The sequence below is a fragment of the Streptococcus hillyeri genome (assembly GCF_041081565.1).
Lineage (GTDB): Bacteria > Bacillota > Bacilli > Lactobacillales > Streptococcaceae > Streptococcus > Streptococcus hillyeri.
This window is the reverse complement of the sequence record NZ_CP163513.1, coordinates 1,923,209-1,946,316: the sequence shown is the minus strand read 5'-3', so window position 1 is coordinate 1,946,316 and position 23,108 is coordinate 1,923,209. Positions and strand designations below refer to the sequence as shown.

Sequence of the window (23,108 nt, the reverse complement as noted above, 5' to 3'; positions counted from 1 at the left end):
AGTGAGTAAGGAGTATTTATGTTTTTTGAAATGTTGAAGGCTATCTTTTTTGGGATAGTCGAAGGAATTACGGAGTGGCTTCCGATTTCTAGCACGGGACACTTGATCTTAGTCCAAGAATTTATTAATTTTAGTAATCAAAATAAAGACTTCATGGACATGTTTAATATTGTCATTCAGCTGGGAGCTATTTTGGCGGTTATTGTGATTTATTTTAAACGCCTCAATCCTTTCCAGCCTGGAAAGAGTGCTAAAGAGGTTCAGAAGACTTGGCAACTTTGGGTCAAGGTTGCGATTGCTTGTGTACCGTCTATTTTAATCGCTCTGCCTTTGGACGATTGGTTTGAAAGTCATTTTCAAAATATGCCAACGGTAGCTTTGATGCTAATTGTCTATGGTGTTGCCTTTATTTTACTAGAAGATTGTCAACAGATGACGCCTAAGGTTGATAGCTTGTCAAAAATGTCCTATAAAACAGCACTTTATATTGGCATGTTTCAGGTGCTCAGCATTGTGCCTGGGACGAGTCGATCTGGTGCTACAATTTTAGGTGGGATTCTTTTGGGAACAAGCAGAAGCGTCGCTGCTGATTTCACCTTTTTCCTTGCCATTCCAACCATGTTTGGTTACAGTGGCTTAAAAGCTGTCAAATTCTTTATAGATGGCAACACTCTAGTGTTTTCACAAATTGTTCTCTTACTTCTGGCAAGCCTTACAGCATTTGTGGTCAGCTATTATGCCATCCGTTTCTTGACAGACTATGTGAAGAGCCATACCTTTAAAATTTTTGGGAAATACCGTATTGTACTGGGACTTATTCTTTTGGCCTATACAGGCTTGAGCTATATTTTTTAAAGAATGATGGAGGTTGTCTTAGGGCAACCTTTTTTGTGTACTCTTGGTTAGGAGAAAGGGAATGTTTGTCTGTTTTTTTAAAACGATGGTGAAATGGTGTTAATAACATGTTTATCAAAAAAATCACAAACAAAAGAGTTTTTGTGAGAAAATAAAAAAATGAAAGGTCAACTTCGTTTAGAAAGTAGAGGTAGTGAGGAGAGCCATGGATGTTTGTTCTTCAATACTTATATAACTGGTTGTAAATTAAACAGTTTTGACAAATGTGTTTTTATAAGGGATAAAAAAAGCGAAAGAATTAATCCAAGTTTTTCAGTCATTGATATGCAAGCATTTGCGGATAATGTTTGTTATTTTTGAGTAGAATTTCTACTGAATATTTTTTAGTCATGTAAATTGTGTTAAATAATTAAGGTAAAGTGAACAGATTCTAATAATTTAAAACGATTATAAAACCATGTGATTCATTGATAAATTTAGGATGTAGCAGATATTTAGGGGTGGCTTGTTTTTGTCAAAAATGTATAAATTGATAGTCTTTACATGAGAATTACTTATGTTGTTATAGTAATCCATATGTTTTATACTAACTAATGATAGTAACAGTAGATATTTAGAATGCTTTGAGTGTGTCATTGACTGAGTCGAAAACATCATTAGAACGTATTCTTTTATATTTTTTGTTACGTTTTTTTGTAGGCGGATTAACTTAGTAAGAGAAAGTTTCTCGACAGGTAAGTAATCCGTTTCTTTGGGTACAAAGTAAGAAAGATAAGAAAAGCATAGAAGCAATTAACTTCTATGGAGCATGTTTTACAGGAGACATACATGAGAAAACTAAGAAAGATATTTCATAAGGCAGTTGCCTGTTTGTGTTGTTTATCTCAGCTGACAGTCTTTTCTACAACTCTTACCTCAGCAGAGGTATCGCCAGCGAATCCATCGACCGGAAAGATTGTTGTTAGGGAGACAAGTGATAGTGGTACGATTTTACAAGAAGCCATATTTACCTTAACAAACCAAAAGGATGGGGCAATTGTTTCACAAAAAACGGATTCTCAAACTGGTGATATCACCTTCACAGACCTAGTTCCAGGGACATATATCCTAACAGAAACACAATCGCCAGTAGGTTATCATCCATCAAAAAAACAGTGGCTTGTGAACGTTAAAGAGAACGGGGAGACAATAGTCAGTGGAGACGGGGTGACAGAAAGAGAAGAAGTATTATCTCCTAACTACCCACAAGAAGGCGTATATGAGGATGATAAAACGAAATATAACTTTATTCCAGTAGACGGTTCTCAAATAGGAGAACAACATAAGGCGTGGAATCCAGAACCATCTGAACGTATAATTGACGAAGGAACTCTATCAAAGAAGATTTATAAGGTCAATGATTTAGAGGAAAATAGCTATGGTATTGAACTAACAGTTAGTGGAGAGACGACAGAAAGTGAAAAAACCACAATTGAAGAGGGAGTCATCACGGATCCAATAGGGGAGATGATTGAACTTCAATTGGGGAAAGATGGACTGTTTGATTCCACGGACTATACTCTAAAAGGAAGTGACGGAAGCTATCTCGAAAATGGTCAAGCAATAGGAGGTCCACAAAAGGATGGTGGGGTCTTGAAGCAAGCTCAAGTGAGCTACGATGATGAGACAAAAACACTTCGGGTCACTGGTCTGACTCTAGGGACGGATGAACAAATCACTTTGACTTATAATATTCATTTGAATCCTCAATTCACCAGTCATACGCTCTATAGCACCAACGGTCGAACGACTTTACACCCCAAGGGAGTAGAATCAGAAATAGTACGTGATTTTCCAATTCCTCAGATATGTGATTTTTCTATTTATAAAAATCTTAACATTCGAGAGTATCCAGAAATTACAGTTCCAAAAGAGAGAAAACTTGGAAAAATTGAGTTTAGGAAATATGCTTTTGATACATCAGTAAATGATCAAGGTCAACTGTTAGAGAACAATAAAAAACTTTATCTTGAAGGTGGTCAATTTGAGTTGTGGAAGCTGAATCCTATAACTGGTCACTATGAAAAAGATAACAACCATAAAATAGAAATTTCAGCTGCCAAAACAGGAAAATTTGTCTTTGATAAGATTTCTCCAGGTCAATATCGGGTGAAAGAAATTGTTTCTCCGCCTGGTTATAAGGATACTCATGGTGCATTTGTAGCAGAGTTTACTTACACGGAGGCGGCAGAGTTTGAAAATGTCACACCTACTACAAAAGAAATTAAAAATGTTATAGGTGGTGATGGCAAGGTTGAATTAACAAAAATGTCTAGAGAAAATGGTGTAGAAGACATCCTTCCTGGGGCAACTTTTGTCATTAAAGATAGTAAGGGAAATATTCTAGATACTCAAAAATCAGATAATACAGGGCGTCTTACGTTCAGTGAGTTGCCATATGGAATATACTACATTGAGGAAACAAAGGCCCCTAGTGGTTATGAACGAGATAAAGAACCTTTAAGAATTTATGTTGGTCCTGATTTTGATGTTCCTAAAAATGCAGTGGGAAAAGATGTTGGAGATAAGGTTCATGCCACTTCTGGAAGTATCAAATCTTATGACTTTAATAATGATGAATTGATACACAAAGAAGTTATTCCTGGTCAGGCTGGTTACTTAAGAATTAATAGTGAATTTACTTTTGATGTTACAGCCATCAATAAAGAAATAAAACCTGGAGATTATTTCAAGGTTAAACTAAGTGAGAATTTGTCAATTGGAGGTCTGACTCCAGATGAACAAGTCGTAGATTTAGATATTGTATCTAGTGCAGGTGTCGTTGCAAAAGGTAAGTATGATAAGACTACCCATACACTTACCTATACATTCACAAATTATGTAGAAAATTATATTTTAAGTAAAGCTGGAACGTCACTGACAGCATATATTGATAAAAAAGTTGTTACTGATAATCGTAAAGTTTTAATATCAAGAAGTGTACTTAAAAAAGGTGTTGAAAAAGATACCGTGTCGGCGACATTTAGTGTCGTTTATAAAGGATATGCTCGTATAAAAGCCAAGAATTACAATCAACATTCTATTGGCTATCATCAAACTATGCTACCATCTATGGGGAGCCTAGTCACAAAAGTTGATGAAGAGAAAAATAAATATACCGCTTATGTGTATTACAACGTTAATGGCGATTCAATTGCCTATCCTAGACTAAATTTAATAGATACAGGTGATACGATTAATCCGATTACGGAAACTACGAGGGTAAGAATTTATCGAGTAAATGCTGGTGCTATGAAGCCAAGTTTTGGGTATTATGAAGATGCTGATGGAAATCCGCTTACTGGGCCAAATGGTCGAATGATTGGGGAAAAGGTGTACGATGGATTTCCTAAAGAAAGACAAATATTATTGGAGACGTCTAGGTATTTATATCGACATGCATATATAGTGAAGGTTGATGGGGATTTCAGTGACAATCCGGGTAATATAAAAATAGAGGCTTACGGAGATGGGCTTTCATATAACGGTTATAGATATTCTAATCGAGTAAATGCTTATGTCGTACTAAATTCGAATTCATCAGAAGCGGAGGGGGAGGTCGGTCTGAAGATTATTAATAAGCCAAATCAGATTACTTTTACTAAGACCGGTTTAGATGATAAGCCTCTCCCAGGTGCCAAGTTTGAGCTTCGTAAGAAGAATGAAAATGGTCATTTTGATAAAGTGGAAGGAAGTGAGCGTACCTCTGCGGGGGCCGATGGAACCTTTAATTATTCGAAATTAGCTTATGGTGAATATGAAGTTTGGGAAACGGCTGTTTCAAATCCTAACTATATCCTACCAAATAAGGCTGTGGCTACTTTTAAAGTCAATGCAGAAGGCCGCATTATTGATGTGACACCAGAGGATAACGTGATTCGAAACTCGGTTAGTTCAAAATTGAAGATTATTAAACAGGATGCGGATGATACGAAAGTCAAATTGAAAGATGCAGTATTTGAACTTTATAAATTAGGTGTGACTGGAGAAGAAAAGAGTCTTTCGAAAGAAGAGTTTGAAAAATTATCTGCTGATGAACAGAAAGGGTACATTTATTCTATTCAAAAAGGCGGAATTACTACGACGAAATGGACGACAAACAATAATGGTGAAGTCGTCATTGAAGGTTTAGTGGACGGTGTTTACGTTCTTAAGGAAGCCAAGGCGCCGAAGGGCTACGGTATCCGTAAGGAAACAATGGGACCAATTATCATTGAAAATGGGAAGGTGAGAGATAGCCCGGAAAATGAGAGCAACGATATTTTTAAGATTAAATATAATGAATCAGATAGCGCAAAGAATACAATGACAGTTCATAACAGGAAGTTAAGTTACCCATCAACGGGTGGATTAGGAATTTCTGTCTTTATGATGATAGGTGGTTTCCTGATGTTTGGGTCTGTTTTTTGGTATCGGAAGCGATATCTATAAAATATAGCCTGCTATTTGAAAGGGGGAATGCTTATCGCTTTTAACTGTTTAAAGAAAAGTAGTAGCATAAAAAATTATATAAAGAAGGAAAGAGGAATAATGGTAAAAAAATTAATAAAAATCTTAGCCCTAGTGGCTTTGTTATTCAGTTATCTTGTACCAGTCGTACAGGTTGTGAGGGCGGAAGAGGCAAAAACAACGAATGTAACGATTCATAAAATCAAGTTGGATAATTTGGCGAAGTGGAAAATGTTGAAACCACAGGAGGATGGAACATATGTAGGTGATGATGGAAGTATTTATAATGGCAATAAGCTTCAAAATATTGACCAGTATTTTGGCGCTGGTGCAGAAGAACTATCAGGTGTAACATTTACATATTGGTTAGTAAAAAATCGTACTCAATATGAAAAAATGGTAAAAAATCCTGGTCAATACGATACTGTTGAGAAAGTTAAGCAGGAATTGCAAGAAGAAGGTTTGGAAACACAGCCAACAGGACAATCGGGAGTTGAAGTCGAATTATTGCCTGGCTTATACTGGGTTGTTGAAAACTTTGGATCTTACATTGGACCGAATGGTGAAACATTATCTGATTCGGCAGCAGTTCCCTTTGGATTAGAGTTACCAGCTTTTAACAAAGATGGTAATCCGATTGAAAATCTCCACGTTTATCCCAAAAATACTATTACAAAACCAAAAATTGATAAAGACTTTAAAGGGAAGGCTAACGCAGAAAAACCGAACAAGGACAAAGAATTAAGAAGTCAAACGGTTGGTGATATAGTAGCGTATGATATTGAAACCCTTATTCCTGTTGGTACACGATATGCGACATCTAAATGGTCTGATCAAATGACGGAAGGTTTGACTTTAAATAAAGATAGTTTTGAAGTGTCAATTGGCGGAGGTCCAGTTAGTAAAACAGATTATAAGTTGACTACAACAGAGACTGGTTTTGAATTGGAGCTTACTAAAGAGGGATTAAATAAAGTCAATGGTCAAGTTAAAGAAACTAAGATTAAAATCTCTTACTCGGCTACTGTCAATAAAAAGGTCATTGTAGATATTCCAGAAAGTAATGATGTGACTTTCCACTACGGAAATAATCCAGCACATGGAAATTCACCTATTCCTACTAAACCAAATAATAAACAGATTATAGTTGAAAAACAATTTAGTGATGGGAAATTCCCAGAAGATGTTGACGTACAAGTTACATTATATAATGCTCAAACAGGCAAAGCAGTAGAGCCGCGACAAGTAGCTACATTGACTAAACAGCAACCAACTCATACATTTATTGGACTTGATAACGATACAGAGTATAAGGTTATTGAAACAAATCTATCAGGCTATTCAGCAGAATATAAAAAAGTAAACCAGAATGGTCAAATTATTATTGTTAACTGGAAAGACAATAATCCACCGCCATTAACTCCAGAAGAACCTAAAATAGTGACAGGTGGTCAACGTTTTAGAAAAGTTGATAAGGTACATGATAATAAGGCTTTAAAAGGTGCTGAATTTGTTGTTAAAAATAAAGCAGGGAAATATTTAGCGCGTAAAGACGCTACTAAACGTAATGAAGATCAGAACCAATATGATGATGCAGAGAAGAAATATCAAGATTTAGTTAAAGTTGCTAGTACTTCTAATGGTCAGGAACTTATGGCAGCTAAGGAAGCGCGTGATAATGCCTATAAGACAGCTAAGTCAGAATGGAAATGGGTTGAACAAGAAAAAGATGCCTATATTTTTATCTCAGGTGAGAATGGCTATTTCCATGTTTCAGGTTTGGTATATGAAGCGTATGAATTAGTGGAAATAAAGGCACCAACTGGCTATGCTAAATTAATTACTCCTATTTCATTTGTAGTAGGTCCGGGATCTATGGACGGTGTAGAAATAGAGTCTCCTGAGAAACTTGATATTAGATTAAAGATTATTGACAACAAAAAAATCACTATCCCACAAACAGGTGGTATTGGTACAATTATCTTTGCTGTAGGTGGTGCTGCGATTATGGCTGCTGCACTTTACGCTTATTTCAAAAACAACAAGGATGAGGATCAACTTGCATAAGTAAGAGAGAGAAAGGAGCCATTGATGACATTACAGAAATTGATTAGTCGTATCTTCTTTGCTATGGCTCTGTGTTTTTCTCTTGTATGGGGCACCACTGCTGTCCATGCGCAAGAAGATCACACCTTGGTCTTGCGATTGGAAAACTATCAGGAGGTGGTAGCAAAACTGCCATCTCCTGATGGTCACCGGTTGCAGGTCTGGAAGTTGGATGATTCTTATTCGCATGAGAATCGTGTGCAAATCGTGAGGGATTTGCATACATGGGATGAAGCTCAGCTTTCGTCATTTAAAACGGCATTGTTTGAGATGATTTTCGGTGACAACGAGATTCAAGTGCCACATGTGCCTAATGGGCTTTATTATGTGCGGTCTATTCTTAAGACAGAGGCGGTTTCTTATCCATCAGAATTTCTGTTTGAGATGACAGATCAAACGGTCCAGCCTTTGGTTATCGTGGCTAAGAAGTCTGATACGATTACGACAGCGGTGAAGCTGATTAAGGTGGATCAAGATGGCAAGCCTTTGGCTGGTGTTGGGTTTACCTTAGTTTCTCTCGCAGAGGATGGTTCGGAAAAAGCGGTGCCTTTGATCGGGGAGTATCGTTACAGTGCTTCTGGTCAAGCTGGTCGAGTGCTTTATACGAATAAAAAGGGTGAGATTTCTGTGACTAATCTGCCTCTTGGAACTTATCGTTTCAAGGAGGTTGAGCCACTAGCGGGTTACGAAGTCACAAAAGGTGATACTGACTTTAAAGTACTTGGTAGTAAGCTAGTGACGGTTACGGTTGTCAATAAGAAATTGCCACGTGGAAATGCTGAGTTTATGAAGGTAGATGGTCGTACCAACCATTCCCTTCAAGGGGCTATTTTCAAAGTCATGACAGAAGATAAAGGGCAGTACACGCCAGTTCTTCAAGATGGCAAGGAAGTGGTTGTCACCTCAGAGAAAAATGGCCGTTTCCGTGTGGAAGGCTTAGAGTATGGGGACTATTACCTGTGGGAGATTCAATCGCCAAAAGGGTACGTTCAACTGGCTTCTCCTGTTGCCTTTACTGTCGGAAAGGAAGAGGCAAAAGAGGTGGTTACTGTGGTCAAAAATAACAAACGTCCACCGCTTGATGTGCCTGACACAGGGGAAGAAACCTTGTACGTCTTGATGGGATTAGCAGCTCTGCTATTTGGTAGTGGCTACTATCTCACTAAAAAATCAAACAACTAACACTCAAAGAAACTGAAGAGGTTCGATGAGTACCCATAACTTGTATGAGGCTGGACAGTTTGTGCCAGCCTCATTATGAGTTATTGCCATTAGAAGCTGGTGCCTATGTACACGTATCTAGCTTAATGGTAAACTAAAGAAATGAGATTTTCTCGTTTCTCCTAGCAGGTAGGATTACCTGTTAGGAAAAGCGATAAAATAGAGGCTTTTACTATAAAAAGGTAGTTAAGGAATTATGACGAAAAAGAAAAAATCAAAGAAGCAAAAGCGTAATAATGTGATTTTAGCGTTTATCTTTCTCCTTGGGTTGGCGGTCATGGCCTATCCGCTAGTGTCTCGGATTTATTATCGAGTGGAGTCGAATCAACAGATTGCAGACTTCGATGCAGAGAAAGCAAATCTGAATGATGCTGAAATTGATGAGCGGATAAAGTTGGCTCAGGCCTTTAATGATTCTCTGAATAATGTGGTCAGTGGTGATCCGTGGTCAGAGGAGATGAAGAAAAAAGGGCGTGCGGAGTATGCACGTATGTTGGAAATTCATGAGCGGATGGGGCACGTGGAAATTCCGGTTATTGATGTGGACTTACCTATCTATGCTGGTACTGCTGAAGAAGTTCTGCAGCAGGGGGCAGGGCACTTGGAAGGAACCTCCCTTCCTATTGGGGGCAATTCGACCCATGCCGTTATTACAGCGCATACGGGATTGCCAACGGCAAAAATGTTTACGGACTTGACCAAGCTCAAGGTTGGGGATAAATTTTATGTGCACAATATTAAGGAAGTCTTGGCTTATCAGGTGGATCAGGTAAAGGTTATTGAGCCAACGAATTTTGATGATTTGCTCATTGCTCCTGGTCATGATTATGTGACCTTATTGACTTGCACCCTTTATATGATCAATACGCACCGCTTGTTGGTACGAGGTCATCGAATAGAATATGTTCCAGAGGTTGAGGAAGAATTTATTGCGACGAACAAGCTCAGTCATCTTTATCGCTACCTGTTTTACGTAGCGCTTGGTTTGATTGTGATTCTGCTATGGATTATTCGACGATTGCGCAAGAAGAAAAAACAATCAGAAAGAGCTTTGAAAGAGATGAGAGCTGCTGTAAAGAAAGTGGAGGCAACTGATGGGGAGAAATAGGCGTTCACGAAGACGCGTGACGAAAAAGAAAAAAAAATCCGATTGTACTCTTATTGATTTTCTTGTTGGGCTTTGCGATTGCGATGTATCCTTTGGTATCTCGCTATTACTACCGTATTGAGTCTAATGAAATCATTAAGGAATTTGATGAAACGGTCGCTAAGATGGACAAGGCAGAGCTGGAAGAGCGGTTGCGGTTAGCTCAGGCTTTTAATGCTACCTTGAAGCCGACTGAGGTTCTTGACCCCTTTACAGATCAAGAGAAAAAAGAAGGGGTTTCAGAATATGCTAATATGTTGAAGGTCCATGAGCGTATCGGCTATGTGGAAATTCCTAGTATTGATCAAGAAATTCCAATGTATGTCGGTACCGCTGAAGAAGTTCTTCAAAAAGGCGCTGGTCTGTTAGAGGGGACCTCGCTTCCTGTTGGTGGTGAAAATACGCATACGGTGATTACTGCCCATAGGGGCTTGCCAACGGCTGAACTTTTTTCTCAGTTGGATAAGGTGGAAAAAGGTGATGTTTTCTATCTGCATGTTTTGGATCAGGTGTTGGCTTATAAGGTTGATCAGATTTTGACCGTTGAACCCAATGATTTTGAGCCTGTTTTGATTCAACCAGGGGAAGATTATGCGACCTTATTGACTTGCACGCCTTACATGATTAACAGTCATCGTTTGCTTGTGCGCGGGAAACGGATTCCTTATACGGCACCGATTGCTGAGCGGAATCGTTCGGTGAAAAAGCGTGGGCAATACTGGTTGTGGCTCTTACTGGCTGCGATTGTTGTGATTCTTATTTTGAGCTATCGTGTGTATCGTAATCGTCAAGCGGTTAAGAGATTAGAGAGACAATTGGAGGATCGTCATGTCAAAGATTAAGCTACGAAAATCATTGGGATACGTGTTGATGTTGGTGGCGTTTGCAATTCCTGTTTATTGTTTTGGACAGATGGTTTTGCAGTCTCTGGAACAAGTCAAAGGTCATAAGACATTTTCGGCATCTGTGACCACAAAAAGTTATCAAGAACAATTGCAAAAGTCACTGGATTATAATGAGCAACTGGACTCGCAAAATCATATTGTGGATCCCTTTTTGGCAGAAGGGTATGAGGTCAATTACAGGGTATCGGATAATCCAGACGCTGTTTATGGTTATTTATCAATCCCTAGTTTGGAAGTGATGGAGCCAGTTTACCTTGGAGCTGACTATCATCATTTGGGAATAGGGTTGGCGCATGTGGATGGGACGCCTCTTCCTGTTGAGGGAAAAGGGATTCGTTCAGTGATTGCTGGACACCGTGCAGAGCCAAGCCATGTCTTTTTCCGACATCTTGATCAGCTCAAAGCTGGGGACGTTCTTTATTATGATAATGGTCAGGAAATTGTGGAATATCGGATGACTGATACCGAGATTATCTTGCCTTCGGAGTGGGAGAAGTTGGCATCTTCTAGTACGAAAAATATCATGACCTTAATTACCTGTGATCCGATTCCTGCTTTCAATAAACGCCTTTTGGTCAATTTTGAGAGAATCGGTGTTTACCAAAAATCGGATAAAACGATCGCTCCAGTTCTAAAAAAAGCTTTCACCAAGCAAGGACAATCAGTCTCACGTGTCTCAGGGACTCAATGGTTTTACCGTGGTGTAGTGATGGTTTCTATCTTAGGATTTATGATCGTTTTGTGGAAATTGGTGCGTTTTTTAATCGCTCAATAGTGGGAAATACAGCTGACGAGTTAGCAAATCAATCATTTACAACGTTTTTATCAAAACCATTCTCAGTAGAAAAAGCATTGATACTCGTTTAGTTTATTTATTATTTTTAGAAAAACCACCCCAAGCTTCTCATCTTGTATCAAATCAAGAAGAGAATTTCGGAGTGGTTTTATGTTGTACTGGTGGAAAAAATCGCTTTTAAATGCTTTTATTAAAATGCCGTTCGTTTTTTTAAAAAGCGTCATAATTAGACACATACTATGAATTTGTAGATATAATCTATTTGTGATATACTATTTTCGTAGAAAAGTGTCCCTGAAGGGATGTGAAGTTGTCCGTCACTAAAATGGCAACAACCTCGCAAAGACGGTGGCTCCGAATTCTGAAAGAGAGGTGATGCCTATGGGCAAATCATCAAAATCTAATGGAGGGAGGAGCAATCTTTTTTGACCGCTTTTGAAGTTGTGCAAACGATTCTAGGTTTTGGTGGATTCACCATTGCTTTGATTAATTTGTGCTATAAACTCTTCAAAGATGATGACAAAAAGAAATAGCCGTCAATACTTTGGAAGAGTAACGGCTATTCTTTAATAGTAATTACGAGCCACCGTCTTAAACGGTTCTACATTGGAGCTGGTCTGCAAACCAGCTCTTTTTCTGTCTATAGTATATCACATTTGATAAAAATGGGAAAGAAAAAGAATTATCACAGATTGTTACTTTGATGTTCTTGTCATAAAGACGTGTGGTATAATAGACTTCGTAGAAAAGTGTCCCTAAAGGGATGTGAAGTTGTCAGTCACTAAAATGGCAACAACCTCGCAAAGACGGCGGCTCTGAATTCTGAAAGAGAGGTGATGCCTATGGGTAAATCATCAAAATCTAATGGAGGGAGGAGCAATCTTTTTTGACCGCTTTTGAAGTTGTGCAAACGATTCTAGGTTTTGGTGGATTCACCATTGCTTTGATTAATTTGTGCTATAAACTCTTCAAAGATGATGACAAAAAGAAATAGCCGTCAATACTTTGGAACAGTAACGGCTATTCTTTAGCAAAACTGAGCCACCGTCTTAAACGGTTCTACATTGGAGCTGGTCTGCAAACCGGCTCTTTTTCTGTCTATAGTATATCACATTTGATAAAAATGGGAAAGAAAAAGAATTATCATAGATTGTTACTTTGATGTTCTTGTCATAAAGACAGTACATTGTGACTGTTAGGGGGCTTGAAGGGAATTATATTGTGGTGAAGCTATAAAGATGATGGTATTAGTATGATAGGAGAGGGGATTGATATCATTATAACTAATTAAAAATAGTATGAGTGATAAATTATTAAATGGTAGCAATTATCAAAAGGTTCTACCTAGAGGAATTGTTGAGGCAACTGCCCTTTGTGATTCCATTTGCAAATGATAAGATGGTCGGAGTAAAAACTAGTGCAAACATCTTTGTTGGATTTGATTAGGAATGTGTTGAAAGATTGAAATTGAGGTATTTTTATAGTGTTTGCTTCAATAGAAAGCTGCTATATTTAAGTTTTGTCATATGTTGGTTATGGCTTTCAACAGGTCAGAAAATTGCTATTTTAACCTCTTTCTAGTATAATATAATGACTAGTCTCGTGCGAGGTAATTAAATGGAAATGAAACAAATCAACGAAATAACGTTGAAAATTACGATCAGTATGGAGGATTTGGAAGAGCGTGGGATGGAACTACATGACTTCTTAATTCCTCAAGAAAAAACGGAAGAATTTTTCTATTCTGTTATGGATGAGTTGGAATTACCTGATAATTTCAAGCAAAGTGGTATGCTTAGTTTTCGTGTGACGCCTCGAAAAGATCGTTTAGATGTCTTTGTGACAAAATCTGAGATTAATCAAGATTTGAATTTTGACGATTTGGCTGAGCTTGGAGATGTTTCACAGATGTCTCCGGAAGATTTTTTCAAAACGTTGGAACAAAAGATGTTTGAAAAAGGTGATGTGGCGGCTCATAAACAGTTGGCTGATATTGAAGAACAGGAAGAAAAGAGTGCAACTGAGGAGGTTGAAGAGACTCAGGATTATGTTCACTATGTTTTGGATTTTCCAACTTTTGAAGAAGTGGTGACGTTTTGCCAATCAATTGATTTTCCGACAGAGGCTTCAGAGCTTTATAAGGCTGATGGACGTTACTACATGACAGTCTTAGTTTCTCTTGAAAATCAACCGGCGTACTATTCTAATATTGTTTTTGCACGCTTGATTGAGCATGCTCATAAGGCAGATAGAACGCGAGCTTATTTACAAGAGCATGGTATTCAACTAATGATGGATGATGCTCTGCCTTTGCTTAGGAGTATCGAGGTGGCTTGATGACTAGTTTTTCACTAGAATATATCTTGGTTTTAATTGGTGCTTTTCTGCTCTCGCTTTTTGCGACGCCAATCGTTCGTTGGTTAGCTTTTAAAATCGGAGCTGTTGACCAACCAAATGCTCGCCGGATTAACAAGATACCGATGCCAAGTAGCGGTGGTCTTGCGGTAGTGATTTCGTTTACTATTGCGACTCTGTTTTTCATGCCAATGGTAGTGACTGGATTAGTGCACGGACAAACTTATTTCACTTATATACTCCCTGTAGTGATTGGTGGTATTATTGTGGCGATAACTGGGCTGATTGATGATATCCATGAGTTATCTGCCAAGAAAAAATTAATTGGGATTATTATTGCTGCAGTTTTGGTCTGGTATTTTACCGATTTTCGCTTTGATTCTTTCAAACTACCTTTTGGGGGCCCCTTATTTCAATTTAATCCTGTTTTGACCTTTGTAGCAACCATTTTATGGATTGTTGGTGTGACTAATGCAGTCAATTTGATGGATGGCTTAGATGGGCTTGTTAGCGGCGTCTCAATGATCAGTCTGTTGACCATGGGGATTGTTTCTAATTTCTTTTTGGCAGATACTGATATTTTTTTAACCCTAACGATTTTTGTTCTTGTAGCTTCTATTGCGGGATTTTTTCCTTATAATTATCATCCTGCCTGGATTTATGGTGGTGACACGGGCGCTCTATTTATAGGGTTTATGATTTCTGTGTTATCCTTGCAGGGGTTAAAAAATGCAACGGCGGTTGCTGTTGTGACGCCAGTGATTATTTTGGGGGTTCCGATTGTGGATACCTTTGTAGCGATTATTCGTCGGACTTTATCGGGTAAGAAATTTTATGAACCTGACAAAATGCATCTTCATCATAGATTGCTAGCAATGGGATTTTCTCATAAAGGAGCTGTGTTGGTCGTCTATGGCATTGCTCTGCTATTTTCCTTAATCTCCTTATTGTTAAATGTCTCAACACGTCTAGGCGGCGTCCTATTGATGGTAGGTGTGTTATTTGGACTTGAGGTATTGATTGAGGGGCTGGAAATTTGGGGAGAAGGTCGAACACCGCTTTTCCACCTGTTGAAATTGGTTGGTAATTCTGCTTATCGAAAGGAATTTTTTGAGCAGAAGTCAAAGAAGTAAGCACGATAAAAGCCTTTCGGGGGCTTTTTTGCTATAATAAAGAACGTTATAAATAAAAAATTGGGAGATTATCATGTCTGTACTTGAAATTAAAAACTTGCATGTTTCTATTGAAGACAAGGAAATTTTAAAAGGGGTAAATTTGACCCTTAAAACTGGAGAAATTGCAGCGATTATGGGTCCTAACGGAACCGGTAAATCAACGCTTTCTGCAGCGATTATGGGGCACCCAAATTACGAAGTGACAGAGGGAGAAATCCTCTTTGATGGGGAAAACATTTTGGAAATGGAAGTGGATGAGCGTGCTCGTCTAGGACTTTTCCTTGCGATGCAGTACCCATCAGAAATTCCAGGAATTACCAATGCGGAATTTATCCGTGCAGCGATGAATGCTGGTAAGGAAGATGAAGATAAGATTTCAGTACGTGATTTCATCACAAAATTGGATGAAAAGATGGAATTACTTGGCATGAAAGAAGAAATGGCAGAGCGCTACCTCAACGAAGGTTTTTCAGGTGGTGAGAAGAAACGTAATGAGATTTTACAACTTCTAATGCTTGAACCAAAGTTTGCTTTGCTTGATGAAATTGACTCAGGCCTTGATATTGACGCCCTTAAAGTCGTTTCAAAAGGGGTTAATGAGATGCGTGGTGAGGGCTTCGGTGCGATGATTATCACTCACTACCAACGTTTGTTGAACTACATCACACCAGATGTTGTCCATGTGATGATGGAAGGTCGTGTCGTGATGTCAGGTGGTGCGGAGTTAGCAGCTCGTCTTGAAAAAGAAGGGTATGTCAAGATTGCGGAAGAACTTGGTATTGAATACCATGAACATGACGAAGACTAAAAGGAGAACTGATGAGTAAACAAGTTATTCAAAACTTCTCACAACTAAAGGCAGAGCCATCTTGGTTAGCAGAACTTCGTTTATCAGCTTTTGACAAGTTGGAAACTTTGGCTTTACCTAAAATTGAGCGTGTGAAGTTTCACCGTTGGAACCTAGGTGATGGGACGTTGACGGAGACTGAAGAAATTGGCAATGTTCCTGATTTTACGGCTTTAGGGGATAATCCAAAGCTCGTTCAAGTGGGAACACAAACGGTGCTGGAACAATTGCCGATGACTTTGATTGAGCAAGGGGTTATTTTTACAGACCTCTATTCAGCTTTGGAAGAGATTCCAGAGGTGGTTGAGAAGCATTTTGCTTCTGCGGTTAAAAGTGATGAGGACAAACTAGCTGCCTATAACTATGCTTATTTTAATAGCGCAGCGGTGCTCTATGTGCCAGATAATGTGGAAATTGCGGAGCCTATCGAAGGCATTTTCTTGCAGGATAGTGAGAGTGCTGTGCCGTTTAATAAACACATTCTGATTATTGCTGGTAAAAATAGTAAATTTAGTTACCTTGAGCGCTTTGAATCCATTGGTTCAGGTTCTCAGGAGGTTTCTGCCAATGTTTCTGTTGAAGTCATTGCAGGTGCAGGAAGCCAGATTAAATTTGCAGCGATTGACCGTCTTGGAGAACATGTGACGGCTTATCTCAGTCGCCGTGCTCGCCATGCGGCTGATGCGACTGTGGATTGGGCTCTCGGTGTGATGAATGAAGGCAATATTGTGGCGGATTTTGACAGTGATTTGATTGGAAATGGAAGCCATGCTAATCTGAAAGTTGTCGCAGCTTCAAGTGGTCGTCAGGTGCAAGGAATTGATACCCGTGTGACTAATTACGGAAATCATTCTGTTGGTCATATCCTACAGCACGGTGTTATTTTAGAACGTGGAACCTTGACTTTCAATGGCATTGGTCACATCGTAAAAGGGGCTAAAGGGGCGGATGCTCAACAAGAGAGCCGTGTCTTGATGTTATCAGACCAAGCTCGCTCAGATGCCAACCCAATTCTTTTGATTGACGAAAATGAAGTCACAGCAGGTCACGCCGCTTCAATTGGTCAGGTTGACCCAGAAGACATGTATTACTTGATGAGCCGTGGTTTGGATAAAGCAACGGCAGAACGCTTGGTTATCCTAGGGTTCTTGGGAGCTGTGATTACAGAAATCCCAGTTAAAGCTGTTCGAGATGAAATGATTGCTGTTTTAGATAGCAAATTGGATAAGCGTTAAAGCCAATTATTGTGCTATCAGAAACGAATTAAAATATGATGAATGAAATCAATTGAAATAAGGGAAACAAGGAGGAAAAGCAGTGATTGATGTTCAAAACATTCGCCAAGACTTTGAGATTTTAGACCAGATCGTCAATGACGAGCCCCTTGTTTATCTTGATAGTGCTGCAACGACTCAAAAGCCCAAAGCTGTGCTGGATGCCATCAACCAGTATTACTTGGAGGATAATGCCAATGTTCACCGTGGCGTGCATACCTTGGCAGAACGTGCGACAGCTAAATATGAAGCCAGTCGTGAGAAAGTTCGCTCCTTTATTAATGCGAGATCAACCAAAGAAATTCTGTTTACCAGAGGAACGACAACAGGTCTAAATTGGGTTGGCAAATTTGCAGAGCAGATTTTACAGCCTGGTGATGAAGTTCTGATTTCGATCATGGAACACCACTCTAATATTATTCCTTGGCAGCAGGCTTGTCAGAAAACAGGGGCGAAGCTCGTTTATGTCTATCTAAAAGATGGTGAGCTGGATATGGAAGACTTGAAAGGGAAGTTGACTGCAAAAACAAAATTTGTCAGTCTTGCCCATGTGTCAAATATCCTAGGTTGTATCAATCCTGTTAAAGAAATTGCAGAGCTAGCTCATCAAGCTGGTGCTTATATGGTTGTAGATGGAGCGCAATCAGTTCCTCACATGGCTGTGGATGTTCAAGAATTGGATTGTGATTTTCTGACTTTTTCAGGTCACAAGATGCTAGGACCAACTGGTATCGGTGTTCTCTATGGCAAAGAAGAAGTTCTTAATCTCATGAAGCCTGTCGAATTTGGCGGGGAGATGATTGACTTTGTCTACGAACAAGAGGCGACATGGAAAGAACTTCCGTGGAAATTTGAAGCAGGCACGCCAAATATCTCAGGAGCCATTGCTCTGGGAGCAGCGATTGATTATTTGACCGAGCTAGGGATGGACGCCATTCATGCTTATGAACAAGACTTGGTTAGCTATCTCTTGCCTCAGTTACAGGCAATTGAAGGGGTGACGGTTTATGGACCAAAAGCCCCTGAAAAACATGCTGGAGTATTAGCTTTTAATATTGATGGGTTACACCCACATGATGTGGCTACTGCTCTTGATTACGAAGGTGTGGCTGTACGTGCGGGACACCATTGTGCGCAACCTTTAATCAATCATCTTGGTTTATCGTCAGCAGTTCGTGCAAGTCTTTACCTTTACAATACCAAGGAAGATTGTGACAAATTGATTGAAGCGGTTCATAAGACGAAGGAGTTTTTCAATGGCACTTTCTAGATTAGATAGCCTTTACATGGCAGTGGTTGCCGATCATTCTAAAAGCCCGCATCACCATGGGATTTTAGAGGGGGTTGAAGCTATTCAACTCAATAACCCAACCTGTGGGGATGTGATTGCCTTAACGGTCAAATTTGATGGCGACGTGATTGAAGATATTGCCTTTGCAGGCGAAGGCTGCACGATTTCAACAGCTTCATCAAGCATGATGACTGATGCAGTGATTGGAAAAACCAAAGAAGAGGCACTAGCCTTGGCAACGGTTTTCTCTGAAATGGTGCAAGGGCAGTCCGATGACCGTCAAAAAGATTTAGGCGACGCAGCCTTTATGGCAGGTGTGTCTAAATTTCCACAACGGATTAAATGCGCGACATTATCCTGGAATGCACTCAAAAAAGCGATTGAACGAGAAGCAATGTAAGAGAAGAGATTGATGAATTAGTGACGACCTTAGTAAGAAAGGAAAAATATGTCTGAAACAAATGAAATTGTAGAACCAAAACCGATTGATCTTGGGGAATACCAATTTGGTTTTCACGATGATGTGGAACCGATTTATTCAACTGGTAAGGGGCTAAGTGAAGCTGTTGTCCGCCAGTTGTCAGCAGCTAAAAACGAACCAGAATGGATGTTAGAATTTCGTCTGAAATCCCTTGAGGCCTTTAATAAAATGCCGATGCAGGAGTGGGGAGCAGACCTTTCTGAGATTGATTTTGACGATATTATTTATTACCAAAAACCATCTGATAAGCCTGCACGTTCATGGGACGATGTTCCCGAGAAAATCAAGGAAACCTTTGAACGCATTGGGATTCCAGAAGCAGAGCGTGCTTATTTGGCAGGAGCCTCAGCTCAGTACGAATCAGAAGTGGTTTACCACAATATGAAAGAAGAATTTGAAAAACTAGGGATTATCTTTACCGATACAGACTCTGCTTTGAAAGAGTACCCTGACCTTTTCAAACAATACTTTGCCAAGTTGGTTCCTCCTACGGATAATAAATTGGCTGCGCTAAACTCAGCGGTTTGGTCAGGTGGAACCTTCATCTACGTGCCAAAAGGTGTCAAGGTAGACGTGCCACTACAAACTTACTTCCGTATTAACAATGAAAATACAGGACAGTTTGAGCGTACCATCATCATCGTTGATGAAGGAGCAAGTGTCCATTATGTTGAAGGTTGTACAGCACCGACTTATTCAACCAACAGTTTGCACGCTGCGGTTGTTGAAATCTTTGCCCTTGATGGCGCTTATTGCCGTTATACAACTATCCAAAACTGGTCAGACAATGTGTATAACTTGGTGACAAAACGTGCGCGCGCTCTTAAAGATGCAACTGTGGAATGGATTGATGGTAACCTTGGTGCCAAAACAACCATGAAATACCCAGCGGTATATTTGGATGGCCCAGGTGCGCGTGGGACTATGCTAACCATCGCCTTTGCTAATACAGGACAAAACCAAGATACAGGGGCAAAAATGATTCACAACGCACCGCATACCTCATCATCAATTGTGTCTAAGTCTATTGCAAAAGGTGGCGGCGCGGTAAACTATCGTGGTCAAGTGACATTTGGTAAGGATTCAGCCAAATCAGTCAGCCACATTGAATGTGATACCATCTTGATGGACGACTTATCAAAATCAGATACCATCCCATTCAATGAAATTCACAACTCACAAGTTGCTCTGGAACACGAAGCTAAAGTCTCAAAAATCTCAGAAGAACAACTTTACTACCTCATGAGCCGAGGCTTGTCAGAAAGCGAAGCCACAGAAATGATTGTTATGGGATTTGTTGAACCATTCACCAAAGAACTTCCAATGGAATACGCCGTTGAGCTGAACAGACTCATAGCCTATGAAATGGAGGGCTCAGTTGGATAGACTCTTTAGCTTTGAAAAGCCATAAGGCTTTTCAAAACAAAGAATCTCCAACTGAGGTGGTAGATGAGAAAATGCGGTAGCGTTTCTAAAAATGGTTAGTAGTTAGGTATCTATAAGTCTTTGAACGAAAATACCAAAAAGCATAAAATCATGGGTAGCTCCCCAATTAACAGGGAGTTACCCATGATTTTATGCTTTTTAGGTTAATAATCTTGAAATTTATACTTAACAAAAATCAAAAATTACTTTTTTATCTCTTTCTTAAAAGTGCGGACGCTCCAAAGGTCTGGGAGACCTTTGGAGGTGGGAAATAAGACGAACAGAGTTCGTCACAGTCGATAAGGTTTTGGGAACCTTTTGAGATGGGAAATAGAGCTGACAAAGTCAACATCAAAACCTCCTTCGGAGTTTCATTGCTATTTTTTGAGCCTATCTCTATCGCAGTAGATGATTGGCTGTACTTGTCGACGACTCGACAGCGTCCGCCCTACTCATCCTTGCGAGGGAACTACTACGAAATTGACTTTCAATTTCTGTAGTTCTCCCAAAAATCCGTTCTTAGCAAGCAAATTACCCTCGCTTTTTAATTTCTAAGCTCAGGCTGAAACTGTCCACTGGACAGTTTCACTAATAAGAATACTACTATAGCGAAAGAAACATTTTAGCCTCACTTCGTTCAGTGGTCTATTAATGGTATTAAAGACTCTAAAATGCTCATTTTGATTTTGGATAGATATTATTACTGAAAAATAAAAAATATTACATTTTTGAGATAAAATATTGCAATTATGTTACAAAAAGAATATAATGTAAGTGAAAAATAAACAAGGAGTTCTAGCAATGAAAAAATCTTCTATTTTATCAATGGTAACCATTATGTCTGTTCTTTTTCTGGGAGCTTGTAGTTATCGGCAATCAGATAGTTTTTCAACGTCTGAAGTGACAAAATTAGACAAAACTGGTTTGTCTCCAAAACAATCTTCTAAAGATAGTGATTCAAAATCTAAAGTAGCGGACGGACAGAAATCAGATAAAGCAAAAGATGAAGCCGGCGTTAATATGCCTAAAGAAGTTGTAGGGACATGGTCAGGCAGTAGTTTGCAAGCTGATAGTGTCGAATTTACGATCGGAGCTGACGGTAGTTTTTACAGTGTCTCAAAATATGGCAGTCAAACCGATTATCCTCGTACAGAGGAGGCAACAGGCTATATCACAAAATTAGTCGAAGATTCTTCTGATGTCTATCGTATTGAAAAATTTACGGGAGATGGCAAAGCTTTCTTGCCAGGAATTACAGGATTAGGAGGCTGGGGAAAATCTCCAGACACAGGTTTTACTATTAGAGACGGACAATTTGTTCCAATTATTTTCGGGGAAGATGGCTGGCATGATTTTAGGGTTGCTTATCATAAAGGTGCCTTATCTACTGGAGATTCTAAAGTTTCAGAAGCTGGTTCTCAACAATCAACTTCAGTCTCATTGCCATTGGAGGTTGTAGGGACATGGTCAGGTAGTAGTCTACAAGCTGATAGTGTCGAATTTACGATCGGGGCTGACGGTACTATTTCATCAGTTTCAGAATACAATCGCCATGATAAGGCTGTCAGAGTGGAGCGTACTTCTGCAACTATTGGTCAATTAACCCAAGTCAATCCAGGAGTTTATCGCATTGAAAACTACAGTGGTAGTGCGATTGCCCTCCTTCCAGGAATTACAGGTCTAGGTGGTGTTGGAGGTTCTGAGCGTTCTATTGGATTTGATATCCGAGATGGTCGTTACACCCCTATTGTATTTGAAGCTGATGGTAGCTGGCATGGTTTTGGAAATGCTTCCTATTCTAAAGGAGAGTTATCTGCTGAAGAAAAAGCTGCTAGAGACGAATCTGAGGCAAATAGTCCATTTTAATGAAATAGTCAGTTCGATAAGGTTTATCGAGCTGATTTTTTGATTATGGTGAGTGGCTATCAGACAGCTGAGGTGAACGTCTTTTTTTGTCTACAATGTGTGCATAGAAGTGGAAAATAATCCAGTGTAACTCTGAATAATACTATAGGTATCATAGGTCATGAGTTCATTTCATGTGACCTGACTGATGGTTCCATAAGGTACTTTCTAATAAGATGGATAGCGCTTATAGGAAGTTTTATAGGATTTTTATACTCAAAAAGCTCTAGAAGATTGCTTGTGAGGAGGCACATCACAGTCTTCTAGAGCCAATTTTATGATTTTTATTAGTTAGTGTTGCTTAGTCGTCAGTTGATAGGGGAGTATATTTATAGACGTCCCTTTTGAATAGAATCTAAAATTTCAATTTCTCGAACAATTTGCAAGTAGCGTTCAATTAATTGTGGTCTTTCGGATTTTTCAGGATGGTCAATAAATGATTCTGCGATAATGTTTTCTAAAAATAGGCGACGCTCTTCCAATACTTTTAGGCGGTATGGAATATCTTCAGCTTTATATAATGTTTTGTAATCTTCCTCCGAAAGCCATTCAGCCTCAAGCTCCATCCAGGGTTTAGTGGTGCCTCTGCTTTCTTGAGTGATAGGAGTCTTATCCTGTTCTTGCGCATGAGTAACGGTATTTGAAATGTTTAAAACACAAGCTGTAAGTGTGGCTAAACAGAGCGATTGCACGAATTTCTTGGTTGTTAAAAATGTATTGGACATGGTATCCTCCTTTTATGGTTAAAAGACTGTTTTTCATCTTAATAGCGGTATGGCTGTGATGAGTTTGATTAGTCTTAGTTTTATACCTATATCTTAACAGACAAGTGTTAAT

At 39.3% G+C, this 23,108-nt stretch carries 18 protein-coding genes; 17 read left to right on the top strand and 1 reads right to left on the bottom strand.

What is annotated here, in order from left to right; genetic code table 11:
* Nucleotides 1-18 precede the first annotated feature (18 nt).
* The 17 genes from AB6M99_RS09580 to AB6M99_RS09500 all read left to right on the top strand — a co-directional run bounded on the left by AB6M99_RS09580 (nt 19) and on the right by AB6M99_RS09500 (nt 22,232).
* A complete protein-coding gene (locus AB6M99_RS09580) occupies nt 19-855 on the top strand; it encodes an undecaprenyl-diphosphate phosphatase (RefSeq protein WP_121835218.1) in 837 nt (278 codons plus the stop codon).
* 828 nt (nt 856-1,683) lie between these two features.
* Nucleotides 1,684-5,325: a SpaA isopeptide-forming pilin-related protein gene (locus AB6M99_RS09575; protein WP_369350660.1), complete on the top strand. Its 3,642-nt coding sequence runs from the start codon at nt 1,684-1,686 to the stop codon at nt 5,323-5,325.
* Nucleotides 5,326-5,352: 27 nt separating this feature from the next.
* Nucleotides 5,353-7,410, top strand: a complete 2,058-nt coding sequence (locus AB6M99_RS09570) for a pilin N-terminal domain-containing protein (protein ID WP_121835224.1) — start codon at nt 5,353-5,355, stop codon at nt 7,408-7,410.
* A 24-nt stretch (nt 7,411-7,434) separates the two neighbouring features.
* Nucleotides 7,435-8,631: a collagen binding domain-containing protein gene (locus tag AB6M99_RS09565; RefSeq protein ID WP_369351234.1), complete on the top strand. Its 1,197-nt coding sequence runs from the start codon at nt 7,435-7,437 to the stop codon at nt 8,629-8,631.
* Between the two features lie 235 nt (nt 8,632-8,866).
* Nucleotides 8,867-9,778, top strand: coding sequence for a class C sortase (locus AB6M99_RS09560; protein WP_369350658.1), 912 nt, complete (start codon nt 8,867-8,869; stop codon nt 9,776-9,778).
* Between the two features lie 83 nt (nt 9,779-9,861).
* Nucleotides 9,862-10,659 carry a class C sortase gene (locus AB6M99_RS09555; RefSeq protein WP_369351215.1) on the top strand — a complete coding sequence of 266 codons (798 nt, stop codon included), beginning with the start codon at nt 9,862-9,864 and terminating at the stop codon, nt 10,657-10,659.
* A complete protein-coding gene (locus tag AB6M99_RS09550) occupies nt 10,646-11,497 on the top strand; it encodes a sortase (RefSeq protein WP_369350656.1) in 852 nt (283 codons plus the stop codon). Before AB6M99_RS09555 ends, AB6M99_RS09550 begins: the two co-directional genes overlap by 14 nt.
* A 446-nt stretch (nt 11,498-11,943) precedes the next feature.
* Nucleotides 11,944-12,051, top strand: a complete 108-nt coding sequence (locus AB6M99_RS09545) for a putative holin-like toxin (protein WP_121835234.1) — start codon at nt 11,944-11,946, stop codon at nt 12,049-12,051.
* Nucleotides 12,052-12,404: 353 nt separating this feature from the next.
* The gene (locus AB6M99_RS09540) at nt 12,405-12,512 is read left to right on the top strand and encodes a putative holin-like toxin (protein ID WP_121835234.1); all 108 of its coding nucleotides are present in this window, start codon (nt 12,405-12,407) and stop codon (nt 12,510-12,512) included.
* A gap of 623 nt (nt 12,513-13,135) precedes the next feature.
* Nucleotides 13,136-13,855: an adaptor protein MecA gene (gene mecA / locus AB6M99_RS09535; RefSeq protein ID WP_121835236.1), complete on the top strand. Its 720-nt coding sequence runs from the start codon at nt 13,136-13,138 to the stop codon at nt 13,853-13,855.
* Nucleotides 13,855-15,006 (top strand): glycosyltransferase family 4 protein, encoded by a 1,152-nt coding sequence (locus AB6M99_RS09530; RefSeq protein ID WP_121835238.1) that lies wholly within the window; start codon nt 13,855-13,857, stop codon nt 15,004-15,006. The genes mecA and AB6M99_RS09530 overlap by 1 nt, the downstream gene beginning before the upstream one ends.
* Before the next feature lie 73 nt (nt 15,007-15,079).
* Nucleotides 15,080-15,856, top strand: a complete 777-nt coding sequence (gene sufC / locus AB6M99_RS09525; RefSeq protein WP_121835240.1) for a Fe-S cluster assembly ATPase SufC — start codon at nt 15,080-15,082, stop codon at nt 15,854-15,856.
* 11 nt (nt 15,857-15,867) lie between these two features.
* Nucleotides 15,868-17,130 (top strand): Fe-S cluster assembly protein SufD, encoded by a 1,263-nt coding sequence (gene sufD, locus AB6M99_RS09520; RefSeq protein WP_121835242.1) that lies wholly within the window; start codon nt 15,868-15,870, stop codon nt 17,128-17,130.
* Between the two features lie 82 nt (nt 17,131-17,212).
* Nucleotides 17,213-18,439 (top strand): cysteine desulfurase, encoded by a 1,227-nt coding sequence (locus AB6M99_RS09515; RefSeq protein WP_121835244.1) that lies wholly within the window; start codon nt 17,213-17,215, stop codon nt 18,437-18,439.
* Nucleotides 18,426-18,860 (top strand): Fe-S cluster assembly sulfur transfer protein SufU, encoded by a 435-nt coding sequence (sufU, locus tag AB6M99_RS09510; RefSeq protein ID WP_121835246.1) that lies wholly within the window; start codon nt 18,426-18,428, stop codon nt 18,858-18,860. Before AB6M99_RS09515 ends, sufU begins: the two co-directional genes overlap by 14 nt.
* 48 nt (nt 18,861-18,908) lie before the next feature.
* Nucleotides 18,909-20,327 carry a Fe-S cluster assembly protein SufB gene (gene sufB, locus AB6M99_RS09505; protein WP_121835248.1) on the top strand — a complete coding sequence of 473 codons (1,419 nt, stop codon included), beginning with the start codon at nt 18,909-18,911 and terminating at the stop codon, nt 20,325-20,327.
* 840 nt (nt 20,328-21,167) lie between these two features.
* Complete coding sequence (locus AB6M99_RS09500) at nt 21,168-22,232, top strand: hypothetical protein (RefSeq protein WP_121835250.1); 1,065 nt, start codon at nt 21,168-21,170, stop codon at nt 22,230-22,232.
* 368 nt (nt 22,233-22,600) lie between these two features.
* Here the strand turns inward: AB6M99_RS09500 and AB6M99_RS09495 are convergent, their stop codons facing one another.
* Nucleotides 22,601-22,996: a hypothetical protein gene (locus AB6M99_RS09495; protein ID WP_121835253.1), complete on the bottom strand. Its 396-nt coding sequence runs from the start codon at nt 22,994-22,996 to the stop codon at nt 22,601-22,603.
* Nucleotides 22,997-23,108 lie beyond the last annotated feature (112 nt).

What these genes read in the sequence shown, in the direction of transcription:
- AB6M99_RS09580 (WP_121835218.1), top strand. Translation starts at nt 19, where the DNA reads ATGTTTTTTGAAATGTTGAAGGCTATCTTTTTTGGGATAGTCGAAGGA.
- AB6M99_RS09575 (WP_369350660.1), top strand. Translation starts at nt 1,684, where the DNA reads ATGAGAAAACTAAGAAAGATATTTCATAAGGCAGTTGCCTGTTTGTGT.
- AB6M99_RS09570 (WP_121835224.1), top strand. Translation starts at nt 5,353, where the DNA reads ATGCTTATCGCTTTTAACTGTTTAAAGAAAAGTAGTAGCATAAAAAAT.
- AB6M99_RS09565 (WP_369351234.1), top strand. Translation starts at nt 7,435, where the DNA reads ATGACATTACAGAAATTGATTAGTCGTATCTTCTTTGCTATGGCTCTG.
- AB6M99_RS09560 (WP_369350658.1), top strand. Translation starts at nt 8,867, where the DNA reads ATGACGAAAAAGAAAAAATCAAAGAAGCAAAAGCGTAATAATGTGATT.
- AB6M99_RS09555 (WP_369351215.1), top strand. Translation starts at nt 9,862, where the DNA reads ATGTATCCTTTGGTATCTCGCTATTACTACCGTATTGAGTCTAATGAA.
- AB6M99_RS09550 (WP_369350656.1), top strand. Translation starts at nt 10,646, where the DNA reads ATGTCAAAGATTAAGCTACGAAAATCATTGGGATACGTGTTGATGTTG.
- mecA (WP_121835236.1), top strand. Translation starts at nt 13,136, where the DNA reads ATGGAAATGAAACAAATCAACGAAATAACGTTGAAAATTACGATCAGT.
- AB6M99_RS09530 (WP_121835238.1), top strand. Translation starts at nt 13,855, where the DNA reads ATGACTAGTTTTTCACTAGAATATATCTTGGTTTTAATTGGTGCTTTT.
- sufC (WP_121835240.1), top strand. Translation starts at nt 15,080, where the DNA reads ATGTCTGTACTTGAAATTAAAAACTTGCATGTTTCTATTGAAGACAAG.
- sufD (WP_121835242.1), top strand. Translation starts at nt 15,868, where the DNA reads ATGAGTAAACAAGTTATTCAAAACTTCTCACAACTAAAGGCAGAGCCA.
- sufU (WP_121835246.1), top strand. Translation starts at nt 18,426, where the DNA reads ATGGCACTTTCTAGATTAGATAGCCTTTACATGGCAGTGGTTGCCGAT.
- sufB (WP_121835248.1), top strand. Translation starts at nt 18,909, where the DNA reads ATGTCTGAAACAAATGAAATTGTAGAACCAAAACCGATTGATCTTGGG.
- AB6M99_RS09500 (WP_121835250.1), top strand. Translation starts at nt 21,168, where the DNA reads ATGAAAAAATCTTCTATTTTATCAATGGTAACCATTATGTCTGTTCTT.
- AB6M99_RS09495 (WP_121835253.1), bottom strand. Translation starts at nt 22,996, where the DNA reads ATGTCCAATACATTTTTAACAACCAAGAAATTCGTGCAATCGCTCTGT.